At 39.8% G+C, this 15,545-nt stretch carries 8 protein-coding genes; 3 read left to right on the top strand and 5 right to left on the bottom strand.

Annotation, left to right across the window (positions count from 1 at the left end):
* The first annotated feature begins 263 nt into the window (after positions 1-263).
* Positions 264-3,098 carry an excinuclease ABC subunit UvrA gene (gene uvrA, locus F931_RS19065; protein ID WP_016142792.1) on the top strand — a complete coding sequence of 945 codons (2,835 nt, stop codon included), beginning with the start codon at positions 264-266 and terminating at the stop codon, positions 3,096-3,098.
* A 31-nt stretch (positions 3,099-3,129) separates the two neighbouring features.
* Here uvrA and F931_RS19060 read toward each other — a convergent pair whose 3' ends face one another.
* Positions 3,130-4,839 (bottom strand): GGDEF domain-containing protein, encoded by a 1,710-nt coding sequence (locus F931_RS19060; protein ID WP_016142791.1) that lies wholly within the window; start codon positions 4,837-4,839, stop codon positions 3,130-3,132.
* A 1,010-nt stretch (positions 4,840-5,849) separates the two neighbouring features.
* Here F931_RS19060 and omp33-36 point away from each other — a divergent pair.
* Positions 5,850-6,752 carry a porin Omp33-36 gene (gene omp33-36, locus F931_RS19050; RefSeq protein WP_016142789.1) on the top strand — a complete coding sequence of 301 codons (903 nt, stop codon included), beginning with the start codon at positions 5,850-5,852 and terminating at the stop codon, positions 6,750-6,752.
* Positions 6,753-6,814: 62 nt separating this feature from the next.
* On the opposite strand, the gene F931_RS19045 is transcribed toward omp33-36, so the two are convergent.
* The 4 genes from F931_RS19045 to F931_RS19030 all read right to left on the bottom strand — a co-directional run bounded on the left by F931_RS19045 (position 6,815) and on the right by F931_RS19030 (position 11,858).
* Positions 6,815-8,782, bottom strand: a complete 1,968-nt coding sequence (locus tag F931_RS19045; protein ID WP_016142788.1) for a BCCT family transporter — start codon at positions 8,780-8,782, stop codon at positions 6,815-6,817.
* A 167-nt stretch (positions 8,783-8,949) separates the two neighbouring features.
* The gene (locus F931_RS19040) at positions 8,950-9,642 is read right to left on the bottom strand and encodes an ion channel (RefSeq protein ID WP_016142787.1); all 693 of its coding nucleotides are present in this window, start codon (positions 9,640-9,642) and stop codon (positions 8,950-8,952) included.
* A gap of 166 nt (positions 9,643-9,808) precedes the next feature.
* Complete coding sequence (locus F931_RS19035) at positions 9,809-11,524, bottom strand: cation acetate symporter (protein WP_016142786.1); 1,716 nt, start codon at positions 11,522-11,524, stop codon at positions 9,809-9,811.
* 1 nt (position 11,525) lies between these two features.
* Complete coding sequence (locus tag F931_RS19030) at positions 11,526-11,858, bottom strand: DUF485 domain-containing protein (protein WP_016142785.1); 333 nt, start codon at positions 11,856-11,858, stop codon at positions 11,526-11,528.
* A gap of 182 nt (positions 11,859-12,040) precedes the next feature.
* On the opposite strand from F931_RS19030, the gene luxQ reads away from it, so the two are divergent.
* Positions 12,041-15,538, top strand: coding sequence for a hybrid sensor histidine kinase/response regulator (gene luxQ, locus F931_RS19025; protein WP_016142784.1), 3,498 nt, complete (start codon positions 12,041-12,043; stop codon positions 15,536-15,538).
* Positions 15,539-15,545 lie beyond the last annotated feature (7 nt).

Genomic DNA, 15,545 nt, shown 5'->3' with positions numbered 1-15,545 from the left:
CTAGTAAAGTTATGTTGCTGGTTAAAATTTGTCTAGAGTAGAAATCTGAACTAAGGAATGTTAAAAATACAACCTGCTTATTTAAACAAATTTTGTCGATTGTCGTTTAACCGTCACAATTTGTCGCATTAAATCATTTTGTACCACTTGAACAATTTTAAATCGTTATCATATATAAGGTCTGTTGTTTCCTACTAGTCACACTTCCCTGCGGCTGATCAAACAACACCTAAATTTTCATCAATACATAATTGAGATGTTTTATGAGCCAAAGTCATATCCGTATTCGAGGCGCACGTACCCATAATTTAAAAAATGTGTCTCTCGATATTCCACGCGACAAATTTGTGGTAATTACGGGGTTATCAGGTTCAGGAAAATCTTCTCTAGCCTTCGATACCCTGTATGCCGAAGGCCAACGCCGTTACGTCGAATCGCTTTCAGCATATGCCCGTCAGTTTTTATCGCAAATGGAAAAGCCTGAAGTCGATTCGATTGAAGGTTTATCACCAGCGATTGCCATTGAGCAAAAATCTACCAGTCATAACCCGCGTTCAACAGTTGGTACGATTACCGAAATTTATGACTATTTGCGTTTGCTTTACGCACGTGTCGGCACGCCTTACTGCCCTGAACACGACTTGCCAATGGTTGCGCAAACTGTTTCTGAAATGGTCGATGCAGTAAAAAACCTTGAGGAAGGCACAGCACTCATGTTGCTTGCTCCTGTCGTTCGTGAGCGTAAAGGTGAATACAGTAACCTGTTCGAGCAGTTACAAGGTCAAGGTTTTGTTCGTGCTCGTGTAGATGGTGAAATCATTGATATTGATACGCCACCAGAGCTCGACAAAAAGAAAAAACACACTATCGAAGTTGTAGTTGACCGCTTTAAAGTACGTGAAGACTTAGGAAACCGTATTGCAGAATCATTTGAAACTGCACTGCGTTTAGGTGGAGATATTGCTGTTTTATCATGGATGAATGGTGAACATCCTGATCGCGTTTTTTCTGCAAAGCACTCATGTCCAGAATGTGATCGCGCTGTCGCAGAGCTTGAGCCACGTTTGTTTTCATTTAACAACCCGTTCGGTGCCTGCCCTGTTTGTGATGGTTTAGGTACACGCAGTCATTTTAGTTCTGAAAAGCTTATTCCAAATCCTGACCTTGCGATCAGTGAAGGTGCTATCCGTGGTTGGGATCGTCAGCGCCCATATTATTATTCGATGCTGCAAAAAGTTGCCGATCATTTTGGTTTAAAACTTGATACGCCTTGGAACCAGCTAGATAAAGATACTCAAAAGAAATTCTTACAAGGTACGGGCAAAGAAAAAGTCGATTTAAGCTATATCGACGAACGTGGCCGTAAACATACTCGCGTACAACCGTTTGAGGGAATCTTGCCTCACCTTGAACGCCGTTATCGTGAAACTGAAAGTAACTATGTACGTGATGATTTAGCTCAATATCTCTCTAATGCGGCGTGTGATGCATGTGATGGTTCACGTCTCAATGAAATTTCACGCAACGTTCGTGTGAAAGATAAAACGATTGCTGACATTACTCGCATGTCGATTGGTGATGCTGAAAGCTACTACCAAGGTTTAAATCTTGAAGGTGCTAAAGGCGAAATCGCAGATAAAATCTTTAAAGAGATTCGTGAACGTCTACACTTCTTAGTGAGTGTGGGACTTAACTATTTAAGTCTAGCTCGCTCTGCCGAAACCTTATCGGGCGGAGAAGCACAGCGTATCCGTTTAGCCTCACAAATTGGTGCAGGTTTAATGGGCGTAATGTATGTGCTTGATGAACCATCAATTGGTCTACATCAACGCGATAACGATCGTTTATTACAAACGCTAATTCGCTTACGTGATTTAGGTAATACGGTATTGGTCGTGGAACATGATGAAGATGCAATCCGTGCGGCTGACCATATTATTGATATCGGTCCGGGTGCTGGTGTACATGGCGGTGTGATTATTGCTGAAGGGACTTATGATGAATTGGCTAAACATGCCGACTCTCTTACAGGTCAATATCTTTCAGGCAAACTCAAAATTGAAGTTCCAAAGCAACGTACTCAATCACCACGTCCAGATGAGGTCATCAAACTCTCTGGGGCAAGTGGTCACAACTTAAAAAATGTCGATTTAACGATTCCGCTTGGCATTATGACCTGCGTAACCGGGGTTTCAGGTTCAGGTAAATCGACACTAATTAACCGCACATTACTTCCATTGGCTGCGACACAGCTTAACGGTGCAACCACATTAACGGCCGAGAAGTTTGACTCGATTGATGGTCTCCAACATCTAGATAAAGTTGTCGATATTGACCAAAGCCCGATCGGTCGTACACCACGTTCTAACCCAGCGACCTATACAGGGTTATTTACGCCAATTCGTGAATTATTTGCACAAACACCAGAAGCAAAAGCTCGTGGTTATAGTGCAGGCCGTTTCTCGTTTAACGTAAAAGGCGGACGCTGTGAAGCGTGTGAAGGCGACGGTATGATTAAAGTCGCAATGCACTTCTTACCAGACATGTATGTACCTTGCGACGCGTGTCATGGCAAACGTTATAACCGTGAAACACTTGAAGTTGGCTATAAAGGCAAAAATATTTCTGATGTTTTAGAAATGACTGTTGAAGATGCTGCGGAGTTCTTTAGTGCAATTCCAGTGATTCATCGCCGCTTAGAAACCTTAACTCAGGTAGGTTTAGGCTACATCCGTTTAGGTCAAGCTGCTACCACGCTTTCTGGTGGTGAAGCGCAACGTGTGAAACTTGCACGTGAATTAGCAAAACGAGATACGGGTAAAACTTTATATATCTTGGATGAACCAACAACAGGTCTGCATTTCCATGATATTGCCAAGTTACTCGACATTTTGCATGAGCTACGTAACAAGGGTAATACCATTGTTGTGATTGAACATAACCTTGATGTGATTAAAACAGCCGACTGGGTTGTAGATTTAGGTCCTGAAGGCGGTTCTGGTGGCGGTATGATCATTGCTGAAGGCACACCTGAACAAGTGGCTGAGGTTGAGATTTCCCATACGGGGCGTTTCTTAAAGCCGATGTTGAAGCAATAAAATAAAAAGCCGGAAATCATTTCCGGCTTTTTTATCCCTCAACTGCATTTCGCCCTCTAGCTTTGGCTTTTAAGAGTGAATTATCAGCCTTTTCTAAAAGCTCAATCCAACTCATCGCTCCTATCGCAAAACCAATACTGACAGACACATGCAATTTTTCTTCTGATCCAGATAAATCAATCTCTTCTAAAGAAATCGCCATTCGAATTTTTTCTGCTAAAAGACGAGCATCCACAAATTGCACCTGCTCTAACAGTATCAAAAACTCATCTCCCCCATAACGGACAATTAAATCTGAACTTCGAATATTTTGTTTTAATTGCTCTGCAATACTGACAATGACACGGTCACCTACAATATGTCCATATTGGTCATTCACCTGTTTAAAACGGTCTATATCGATAATCATTAAACAGGTCTGGGTAAATTTTTGAGGATAACTTTCAACAATTTTTAAATATTCAGATAGAGCCAAACGGTTAGACACACCAGTGAGGGGGTCCGTATTCGCGATATTCTTTAATTGAAACTCAAAAGCATCTCGTTGTTGTAACATACGCTGCAATCGATCTATCGCTTCAAACAAAGAAAAAAATTCACCTTTTGTGGTGACATTCATGTCATCTGTACAATGATCAGAACTATGAGATAAATCTAAAATTAAAGTTCTCGCTTTAATTAAAGGAGAAAATACACGTCTTTGGGCATATATCAGAGTAAGTAATGCTGTAGCCAAGGAAATTAAAGAAATAAATAAAGTTAAAAAGAAATCATTTCGGGCAATCGCATTTTCTTGATTTGCAATTACCACACTTTCATTAAGAATATATGTTTGTAAATCAACGACAGTAGTAAATTTACCTACGATTTTTTCGGTTAACTGTGTACCATTTAGAAAATATGGCTCGCCCTTTTGGCTCTCATCCAATAGCTTTTCTACAATTGGAATACCTTTGTCTATAAACTCCGTTTTTACTTGTGAATATAATCGACGATATTCTGAAGTTTTTGCCTGTTCAGGCTGCAAAGTATCAACCAAAATCCATAAATATCTGGCTTGATGCTGAGTTTGTAGAGAGCGTGCCCGATTATTACTTGGAATCTCTTCATTAAAACTAACGGGAGCAATAATGTTAGAGGCCATGCGCCCAGCCTGATCACGCATATCAGTCAGCACAATAATAAGCGTAAAATAATTAGAAATACGGCTGTCTTTACTTTTTAACTGCAACATTAATTTTTGTAGGATTTCCCTACAATGATCCCATGCGCCAAACATCCCTAAAATAGCATTATCCATTTGAACGGAAGTCCTTGCTGCATAGGGAGTTTCACCATAATAATCAACGACAGCTCTCGCTTGTCTAATATTTTCCTTTAAACTGGTTTGCAACTCATTAGCTAATGAAACATAACCCGCTTGTTTTAAAATAAGAATGCTTGAATCAATTTGCTCATCGACAATTAAACGAAATTTTTTTAATTCTTGTTGATTCTTTAATAAATCCTCAGGAGTACTCGACATCATTTTGTTAGCAGGAGCACGTTCCTTAGAAATTTTATAAGCAATATCTGCCACTGCTCTTAAACTTTTTATTTCAGCTAAGGCTTGTCTAGTTTTTATATAATCCTGATAGCTTCCCACAATAAGAGGTATTGCCATGAATAATAAGGACAAAATAATGACCAGCATGAAAAGGAACAGTCGATTACTAATATGTTCTGAACGTAATCCTGCCATTTCTAGCTGATACTCCGTAAATGTCCTGCCATTTTTAATGCGATATAAATTAGGCTTAAATTTATCCTAGCATTTTAATAACTAAAATTTCATCAATAAACTGATCTTTTCTCTTCTTAATAATTATAAGAGCTCTACATACCGTAAGCTTAATTAATAAACAAAATCGGAAAATTGAATAATTTTTATAAAAAAACTCCATTTTACAGATTAAACTGTTTTGGTGATGATAATCAAACATATTCACTTGTCCTCTTGGATGCTTCTCCCAGCATCCATTGCCCAGCTTCTTTAAGCTGGGTTCTTTTTGACCAAATGTTTTAAAATAAATTTCACATAATTTTTATTAGAATTTTTAGATTTTCTTATAGATAAAAAAAAGCTCAACCTTGGGGAAAGCTGAGCTCGTAAAATCTGATGTGGTATACACATCGTATCTGGGCAAGCACTTTAAATCCTAAAAACGTTAGGCAGTGAACTTTGCCATTGAATTATGTGATTTATCTCTACTTTTGTAAAGTTGATTAAATTAATCAGAATTAAAACTTTAATCGTTTTTTTGACTTAAAATAGAGATTTCTTTTACTTTATTCACTTATATAATAATTAAGAATAGTTAAATTTTTTAGCTAAACTAATCTAAATATTGTTAACTATTCCTCAAAATAAAACAAATTAGATAATAAAATGGCTATTTTTTACTCACTTTGTAAACAAAGCGATACTTTTGTCAATGTTAAAACCGATCAATATAATCAGTTTTTCCAATTGCAATTGTAATGTCTTTTTAATATTTACTTCTTAATTCATAATGAAATATAATTATTAGCTTATTGTAAATGTTCATTTTTTTATCAGGTTGACAATTCACTTTTCATTTGATTAGTTTTTCACCAATTTTAACATAAGTGTCAAATATCTTTAACATTACCTTTCCTACATTATTGACTTCATAAATTGTTACAATACAATGACCCCAGCTTTATCTCTTGTTAATGCTGGAAATGATTATGAAAAAACTTGGTTTAGCCACTGCTGTATTATTAGCCATGACCGGTGCTCATGCTTATCAATTTGAAGTTCAAGGTCAATCTGAATACGTTGACACAACTGCAAATGATAAAAACTTCACTGGTGACGTTGCTGGTACATTCTATTTAAAAAATGTTGATACCGCTAAAGGTCCTTTAGCTGAAGCAGCTTTCTTGAACCAAGCTTCTAGCGTATCTTTAGGTTATAGCTACCAACAGTATGACCAAAGCAACGGTTTAAACTACCACGTTGGTACATACGGCGTTAAAGGTGAGGCTTACGTTCCTACTCCTTACCTTCCTGTATACGCTAGCGCAACTTATAACCACACTGATGTTGATGGTAAAAACGCTATCTCTCGTGATGACAACGGTGACCGTTATGCATTAGAAGTTGGTGCTATGTTGTTACCTAACTTCTTGATGACTGTTGGTTATACAAGCGTTGCTAACCAATTCGCTTTAGACAACTTTGGCATCATCAGCAACGGTATCTACTCTGCTGTGAACCAAACTGCTGCGATCCAAGATGACCAAGATGCTGTTACAGCTCGTGCTAAATATGTAGGTCCAATCGATGGAACTAACATGGCAATCGGTTTTGAAGCTGCTGGTGCTTTCGGTCAAGAAAACCAATATGGTTTAAAAACTGACCTTTACTTAACTCCTAAGTTAAGCGTTGGCGCGTCTTTCATTGGTAACGATGGTTCAGCTGACATCAAAGGCAATGACCTTGGTGAATTCCGTCAAGCTTGGGGTGGTAACGTAAACTACTTCATTACTCCAGCTGTAGCAGTTGGTGCATCGTACATGAAAGCTGACGTTAAAAAGTCTAGCTACGATACACAAACTATCGGCTTAAATGCTAAAGTTCGCTTCTAATTTAAATTAGAAATCGAATTAAAAAAAAGGACTCATTTGAGTCCTTTTTTTACAGCTAAATATTAACTTCGTACAATATTTAAGAAATATAAATGACGTTCATATTGATCAATAATGTCTTGAATTAAATCTTCTTGAGTCCAATCCATTACGTCATAGTTCTGCCCACCTTCTCTTAAAAAGACTTCAGCTTGGAAATATTGCCCATCTTCAGCTTCAGTACGTCCAATTAAAAAACTTGGCGGCACTGTTTCACGTGAAACAACTTTATAAATAAAATTAATTTCATGATGGTGATCGACTCGAAGTTGCATTCCATCTTCAAGTTGAGTAATTGAAACTTCTAAGTGACGGCGTCTAAATTCATGTTTAATATTTTCAAACGCACGGCTTACTTGCTTTTCAATATATTCTCTTACTTCTTCTTCACTATGAGGATAGTGCATGATTAATCCGAGACGCTGTTGCCAGCTTCGTGGATTATGAATGGCACGTGGAGTAATGCGTGCTTCCTGAATGGCTGTCATTTTGGTGACATCAAGATGCAATGCTTTTATCAATCCCCAACTCATTAAAAGCATGACCACAGTAAACGGCAATGCACTCATAATAATTGAAGACTGTAACGCGGCTAAACCACCGACTAGCAATAAGATAATGGCGAGTAGAGCCATCAGCACCGTCCAGAACAAACGCTGCCAAGTAGGTGAGTTTTCAGTTTTTGCTGTTAGATAATCGGTGACCAATGCTCCCGAGTCAGCAGAAGTTACAAAGAATAAAACGACTAAAATCGTAGCCAAAATATTCATGACACCTGACCATGGCAAGTGACCTAAAAACTCAAATAGTGCAACTGAGGAATCTTGCTGAACAGCCTGAATGAGAGTAGTTTGATGCTCATGAATAATACTAAATAACGCAGCATTTCCTAAAAAGCCCATCCAGATAATCGTAAAACCTGTCGGGATGAGCAGAACTCCTACGATAAACTCTCGAATAGTACGACCACGTGAAACACGTGCGATAAACATTCCCACGAATGGTGACCATGAAATCCACCAAGCCCAGTACAAAATTGTCCAACCACCAATCCATCCATTTGGCTGATAAGCATATAAATTGAATGTCATGGTAAAAAGATTAGAGATATATTGCCCAGTGTTTTGAATAGTGGTTTGGAGTAAATAGATACTTGGACCAGCGATAAAAACGAATGCTAATAAAATTAAGGCTAAGACTAAGTTTAGCTCTGATAAGCGTTTGACCCCTTTATCAAGACCTAGGAATACAGACAAGGAAGCTAAGATACTCACAAAAATAATGAGTAAAACTTGAATATGGGTGCTTTGCTCAACACCGAACAAATAATGTAAACCAGAGTTAATCTGAGTTACACCGAACCCGAGAGAAGTCGCTACACCAAATACCGTACCAATGGTCGCGAATATATCGATGCTGTCGCCCCATGGCCCATAAATCTTTTTACCAATGAGCGGATAGAGTGCTGAACGGGTCTTTAAGGGTAAATTATGTCGATAAGCAAAATAAGCCAATGCCAATCCGACTACTGCATAAATTGCCCATGCATGTAAGCCCCAATGGAAGAAGGTTACTCTGAGTGCTTGCTGAGCTGCATCAATAGTCTGGGCGTCCCCACTCGGTGGATTAACATAATGCATGACGGGTTCGGCAACCCCGAAGAACATTAGACCGATTCCCATCCCTGCTGTAAACAGCATGGCGAACCAAGACCCATTATTATATTCAGGCTGGCTGTGGTCAGGCCCTAACTTAATCCGGCCTATTGATGAGCAGGCGATATAAATCAATAAAATGAGAAAGAAGGCAACAGATAAAACATAAAACCAGCTAAATGAATCGGTGATCCATTGTTTTAATTGCTGCGTTAAAAGTTCAAAGGAACTCGGGGCGATCACCACAACTGCTAAAAATAAGGCAATGATAATGACCGTACCAAAAAATACGTTAGGATTAACGTTTGCGAACCAACCTGGTTGTTTGGAAGGCATAACTCCTCCATGTTATTTTAATGAAAAGTGACAGGCATTAAGCCAATAGAGATATTCACGGAATGAACAAAGTTAAATCTTTCAATAGAGAAAGCCGATAATACTCTAAATAAACTTAAATAATATTGCAGTTACAAAGGTGTAAACAAATTGAAACACCCTCTTCTTTATTTGTCGGTATTTCTCCTTGGCGGATGAGCAATATACTGTAGAGCAATCAAACGTGTAACAATCAAAGCGAGATACATCACGCCGCAAAACATTTGTAGCATCGCTAAAACACGTGCTGGCGGACTAAGCGGCATTAAATCAGATAAGCCTGTTGCTGACTGTAAGCTAAAACTCAGGAAGAGTAGATCTAACCACGTCTGTAAATGATGAGCATTATTTGGATTTTGGAAGCTAGTAGGAATTAATAACTGACAAATGTTGTAGAGGAATGCAAAGCCCCAAGCAAGCAGAGTAAAAACTGCAGCGGCTGCAAATAATTCATCCCTTGTTAAATATCGATCAGCAAACATATAACGAAATAAACCATACGCTGCCGAAAAATAAGCTAACGCTTCACAACTATGAGCAAATATCTGGATCGCTAAATTGCTATAGCCCAATAAAATAAAGACCGAAGATATAATCGCTCCACTGACAAAGCTTAGACCCAGAAAAGTAAACATTGGGGTTTGGCGAATCACTTTGGCAATAATGAGTAAGGCAAGTACTCCTAACGCCCAAGTGAGAGTTCTATAAGAGGCATCGTTAAAAGTCAGCATAGCTAAGATCAATAAAACAAACTGAACCAGCAACAGCCACGCAGAAGGTAGCAATCGAAAGCTCGCCCAGAACTCGATAATAGAGCGCATTTAATTATTTTCCTTTTTCGTTATATTTTGAATTATAGAAAATCATACTGTACAAAAAATAGGATAAACAAGTTGTTCTTTATTAAAAAGCTCTTTCATCTCAGTATATAAGATAAACAAAAAAAGCCCCTGAGGGCTTTTAATGAGATATTTATTAGTATTGAGTTTAGTGGTCTGACGCACCAGAAGCACCGATACCTGTCATTGAACGAACATATTGGGCATCGAATGCAGCACGCTCTTTTTTAGCACGTGCAGAGTTATCAGTCACCGAGAAGAACCAACAGCACAGGAATGATAATGGCATCGCAAATAATGCAGGGCCGTTGAACGGGTTGATTGGTGTATCAGAGATTTTTAAGGTATCTACCCAAACTGCTTTAGACAGAATAATAAGTACCACTGCTGTTACAAGACCAACTACACCACCAATTACCGCACCACGAGTGGTTAAACCTTTCCAGAACATTGAAAGAACAAGGATTGGGAAGTTCGCACAACATGCCACAGAGAACGCTAAGCCCACCATGAAAGCGACGTTTTGTTTTTCAAACAAGATACCCAAAATCATGGCAAAGATTGCTAAACCAAGTGTCGCAATTTTTGACATACGAAGTTCTGAAGCTGGAGTCGTTTGACCTTTTTTGAATACGTTAGCGTATAAGTCATGTGAGATTGCAGATGCACCTGAAAGTGTTAAACCAGCAACAACAGCAAGAATCGTTGCGAACGCTACTGCTGAAATGAAGCCCATGAATAAGTCACCGCCTAAAGCGTCACTTAAATGCACGGCTGCCATGTTATTACCACCAACAAGCTCAAGCTTGCCTGATACTGCCATTTTCGCAACATCAAGGAACTGTGGGTTGTTTGATACGAAAAGGATCGCACCGAAACCAATAATGAAAGTTAAAAGATAGAAGTAACCAATAAAACCTGTCGCAACAACAACTGATTTACGCGCTTCTTTTGCGTCTTTTACAGTGAAGAAACGCATAAGAATATGTGGAAGACCCGCTGTACCAAACATGAGTGCTAAGCCAAGAGACAATGCATCAATCGGGTTTGCGGCAAGTTTACCCGGACCCATAATTTTTGCAGCTTCTTCAAAGCTTACGCTGTGAACTTTACTGAATACTTCAATTGATTGAGTGAACATGTTGCTGAAGCTGAAACCAACCGCTTTCATCACCATGAATGCCATGAAAGTCGCACCACTAAGCAACATAACCGCTTTAATGATCTGTACCCATGTCGTTGCCAACATGCCACCAAAGATCACATATGCCATCATTAATAGACCAACGATGACAACAGCAATGTTGTAGTTCAAACCAAATAGTAATTTGATGAGCTGGCCCGCGCCTACCATTTGAGCAATCAAGTAAAATGCCACAACAACAAGTGAACTCAAAGCAGCTAAGGTACGGACCGGTTTTTCTTCGAGACGGAATGACACTACATCTGAAAGATTGTATTTACCGAGGTTACGTAAACGCTCTGCAACCAAGAATAAAACGATTGGCCAACCTACCATAAACCCAAGAGAATAAAGTAAGCCATCAAAACCCGAACTAAACACCATCGCGGAAATACCGAGGAAAGATGCAGCTGACATATAGTCACCGGCAATTGCCAATCCATTCTGGAAACCACTGATTCCGCCCCCTGCGGTATAGAAATCTTGTGCCGATTGGGTTTGTTTTGCCGCCCACTTGGTAATAAACAAAGTGAAACCAACAAAGATGACAAACATAATGATGGCATGCCAGTTGGTGGCTTGTTGCTCAGCTTCACCTAAGTCCGGGCTTGCCATAGCAACAGTTGAATATAGCGATGCTGCTGCCAATAAGGCTTTCGCTTTTAATGAATTCCATTTCATATTAGTGTAATCCTTTCTCATGCGTGATGGCTTCAACTTCCTTCAACGCTTCTTCACTCAACTGGTCAAGGGTATTGTTTGCGATATAGGAATACACGCCACACAGTAGGAAAGATAAAACGATAATTCCTAAGCCTAGTGGAATACCCCATGTCGTTACACCACCACTAAATGAACTCATCAAAAATTCTTTGTTGTAGCCAACAAGTAGCATAAAGCCCACATAAAGCACTAACATAATGATTGTGAGCGTCCAGCTTAATGCACTTTTTTTCTTGACCATTTTCTGAAACTTTGGATTGTGTAGAATCTTTTCTACTTGGCTTTGATCCATAACCAAACTCCTTGCCCTGTGCCCAACCTTGGCCACTTTTTTAATAGTAGTTTCTCATTATTCAAATTAGCAAAATTACGTGTAATTCGTAACTTAGACTTTGGTCGTTAAAATTTAATCAATTTATAGCTTTGTTTCTGCTTGGGGTATGATAGGCACAAGGTTTTAATCATGTAGGTCATATGAACAGCTGGCTGATTATTGGGGTACTCACTCTTTATATAGCACTCTTATTCATTTGTGCTTTTTTTGGCGAAAAGCATGCCAGTCGCCTAAGTACACGTGGCCGCATGTTCTTGTTCAGCTTAACCTTAGGTGTTTACTGTTCATCTTGGACTTTTTATGGCGCAACTGGGGCTGCCGTCCGAGAAGGTGTTATTTTCTTACCGATTTATTTAGGTCCGCTATTATTTGTCTGGTTTGGTTATGACATTTGGCGACGCTTAGGCCGAGTGCGTCAGCATCACGCGATTTCATCAATTGCTGACTTTGTTGCTGCACGTTATGGCAAAAGCGGTGTCTTGGCTTCATTGGTTACGATCTTGGCGGTCATTGCGATTATTCCCTACCTTGCTCTCCAGTTACGCGCAATTGCCTTAAGTACATCCGTCATCTTGGAGCAAAATGCTCATATTCATACGACCACCAATAGCGTTTTGCTTTTAACCAGTGTCCTTGCGATCTTAGCTATGATTTTTGGTACAAGGCAAATTGCAAACACCGAACAGCATGGCGGCCTCATGTTAGCTGTCGCTTTTGAATCTTTTGTAAAATTATTCGCGCTGATTTGTGTCGCTTTATTTTTTATTTTTGAGGCACCCGCGAACTTAGTTCAAGTTACAGCCGACGTAAACCAAACCTTTCAGGAAGTTCAATTATTTGGGGTCCCTGAAACTTTTTGGATTCAGACATTATTGGCAGGACTAGCGATTATCTGTTTACCCCGTCAGTTTCATGTAGCGGTTGTTGAATTACGCGATGAGAAGCATATTCGCGGTGCACGTAAATGGTTTGCGGCTTATCTCATTTTAACGATTCTAGCTATTATCCCGATTGCAAGCTGGGCTTTACATGCAGCGCCAAAATTCCTAACTGTACCCGATGTTGCAGTACTCTCATTACCATTGAGTTATAACCAAGAATGGTTAGCCCTATTGGCCTTTTTAGGCGGGTTCTCTGCATCCACCGGCATGTTACTGGTTTCATCTGTTGCCTTGTCTATCATGCTCAGTAACGACTTGATTATGCCTGCCCTGTGGCGGTTCAAATTACTTTCACGACACGATAAACACTTACCGAAAGTTCTTAAATTTAGCCGTCGTATTAGTATTGTCGCAGTAATGCTTCTTGGCTTTTTATTCTTCCATTTCTTTAATGATATTAATCAACTTTCAGTATTCGGTTTATTAGCATTTAGTGCGGTTGCCCAGTTTGCACCTGCTCTCATTGGCGGTTTGTATTGGCGAGGCGGAAGTCGCCAAGGTGTCTATGCTGGTCTTATTGTTGGATTCTTAATGTGGAGTTACACATTACTGTTTCCAACGATTTTACGTAGCTTGCCAGAGATCTATCAGGACACAGCTCAAAGTATTTTACTTTTTGGGCCTTTTGGAATTAATGCCTTACGTCCAGAGTCACTTTTTGGTTTTGAATCATTTGCTCCACTTACACACGGCGTAATCTGGTCACTTGGTTTAAATATTGTTTTATATATCTGGATTTCTAAACTTTACCGCCCAAGTGTGGCAGAACAAATACAGGCAGAAAGCTTTTTCTATTATGAAACTAAGCCTTTGCCATCACCGCATACGTCTACCGATTTGACCTATTTACCACACGATGCTGCACGTTTAAAAGTAGGCGATCTGTTCGCCCTTGCTAAAAGAATTACGGGTGAGCAACCCACAACACAAGCGTTTGAGAACTTTTGTGAGCAAAATCATCTCACACTCAATCCGAATAGTATTGCCAATGGCATGTGGTGGCGATTCACCGAACAATATCTAGCTGGCATTATCGGGGCTGCTTCTGCACGTACGTTGCTGACGACAGCAATGATTAACAATGGTTTGGCATTAGGCCAAGTCGCCAATATTTTAGACCAAGCCTCACAATGGCAACGGTTTAATCAAAACCTGCTGATGACCATGATTGACCACATGACCCAAGGGGTAAGTGTGGTCGATAAAAATATGTGTTTGGTGGCTTGGAACAACCAATATTTAAAACTGTTTGGCTACCCTAAAGATTTAGTCTATGTGGGTTGTCCAATTGCCGATCTGATTCGTTATAATGCTGAACGCGGCGAATGTGGCCCCGGTTCAGTCGAAGAACATGTTCGTAAACGCTTACACTGGATGAAAGTCGGAAGTGCGCATGAATTTGAACGTATCCGTAAAGATGGACGCGTTATTCAAATGCGTGGTAATCCTATTTCAGGTGGAGGCTTCGTTACAACATTTGCCGACATTACTGCTTTCCGTGCGAATGAGGCAATACTTGAAGCACGTGTAAAAGATCGAACCCAACAACTTGCCGACGCCTTAAGCGAGCAACAGCTTGCACGCGAACAAGCCGATATGGCCAATATGTCGAAAAGCCGCTTTATTGCAGCGGCCAGTCATGACTTATTACAACCTATGCATGCTGCCCGTCTCTTTAGTACGGTTCTTGAACAAAGCATCGCAACTGAAGAAGATCGTCAAACTTTGCAGCAACTTGACCGTGCTCTGTATGGCGCAGAAAGTATGCTCTCTGCCCTACTCGATATTGCACGTTTGGAAGGCGGCACCATACAACCCAAAAGACAGCCCTATCCTTTACACGATTTATTAAGTGATCTTGAACTCCAGTTCAAATCAATTGCTGCACAGCGAAATATTTCATTAAAAGTTCATGATGTATCGTTCTGGATTGATACAGATCCACAATGGATTCGACGCATTATTCAAAACTTTGTAAGTAATGCTTTGCGCTATACAGCCAAAGGTCGAGTGATTGTTGGTGTATTACGTTCAGCTCAAAAACCTGGTCATATTCGAATTGGTGTCTGGGATACAGGCCCTGGAATTGCCGAAGAGCAACGTATTAAATTATTTCAAGAATTCGAACGCTGTGGACATTTATCACCTTGGGGTGAGCAAGGTTTAGGTTTGGGACTTGCTATTGTGCAGCGTATGACTGGTTTGTTGAATTATCCGGTTCATGTCTACTCACAACTCGATAAAGGCTCTTGCTTTATGATTGAGGTTCCAGTGGTAGAAGCTCCAAAAGTGGCCACTCCAAGCGTACAAGCAGTGCCTTTAAAAACTAAAGCCTATCGAATTTTATGTTTAGACAATGATGAAACAATTCTTGAGGGCATGAGTAGCTTATTAGGTCGATGGGGCTACGAGGTTTTTAAAGCCACTGAACCCGAACAAGCATTTGAGATTATTCAAAAAGAGAATATTCAAGTCTGGCTTATCGATCAGCATTTAAATAACAACCAACTCGGTGTCGATTTTATTTTGCAAAATCGTCAACATGATGTTCCGGTTGCTCTGATTACAGCAGACTCCCATCCAGAGTTACCTCAACAATTGAAAGAACTGAATATCGTTTTACTCAAAAAACCGCTTAAACCAGCTTCTTTAAGAGCATGGTTATCGGGTCTTAAAATTGCCAGTGAGACAGATTAATTTTTTT

This window comes from Acinetobacter pittii ANC 4050, from assembly GCF_000399685.1.
In the GTDB taxonomy this organism is placed as follows: Bacteria; Pseudomonadota; Gammaproteobacteria; order Pseudomonadales; family Moraxellaceae; genus Acinetobacter; species Acinetobacter pittii_E.
The sequence above is the reverse complement of the archived record's forward strand: the minus strand, read 5'-3'. Positions and strand labels throughout refer to the sequence as shown.

What these genes read in the sequence shown, in the direction of transcription:
- luxQ (WP_016142784.1), top strand. Translation starts at nt 12,041, where the DNA reads ATGAACAGCTGGCTGATTATTGGGGTACTCACTCTTTATATAGCACTC.
- F931_RS19030 (WP_016142785.1), bottom strand. Translation starts at nt 11,858, where the DNA reads ATGGATCAAAGCCAAGTAGAAAAGATTCTACACAATCCAAAGTTTCAG.
- F931_RS19035 (WP_016142786.1), bottom strand. Translation starts at nt 11,524, where the DNA reads ATGAAATGGAATTCATTAAAAGCGAAAGCCTTATTGGCAGCAGCATCG.
- F931_RS19045 (WP_016142788.1), bottom strand. Translation starts at nt 8,782, where the DNA reads ATGCCTTCCAAACAACCAGGTTGGTTCGCAAACGTTAATCCTAACGTA.
- omp33-36 (WP_016142789.1), top strand. Translation starts at nt 5,850, where the DNA reads ATGAAAAAACTTGGTTTAGCCACTGCTGTATTATTAGCCATGACCGGT.
- F931_RS19060 (WP_016142791.1), bottom strand. Translation starts at nt 4,839, where the DNA reads ATGGCAGGATTACGTTCAGAACATATTAGTAATCGACTGTTCCTTTTC.
- uvrA (WP_016142792.1), top strand. Translation starts at nt 264, where the DNA reads ATGAGCCAAAGTCATATCCGTATTCGAGGCGCACGTACCCATAATTTA.
- F931_RS19040 (WP_016142787.1), bottom strand. Translation starts at nt 9,642, where the DNA reads ATGCGCTCTATTATCGAGTTCTGGGCGAGCTTTCGATTGCTACCTTCT.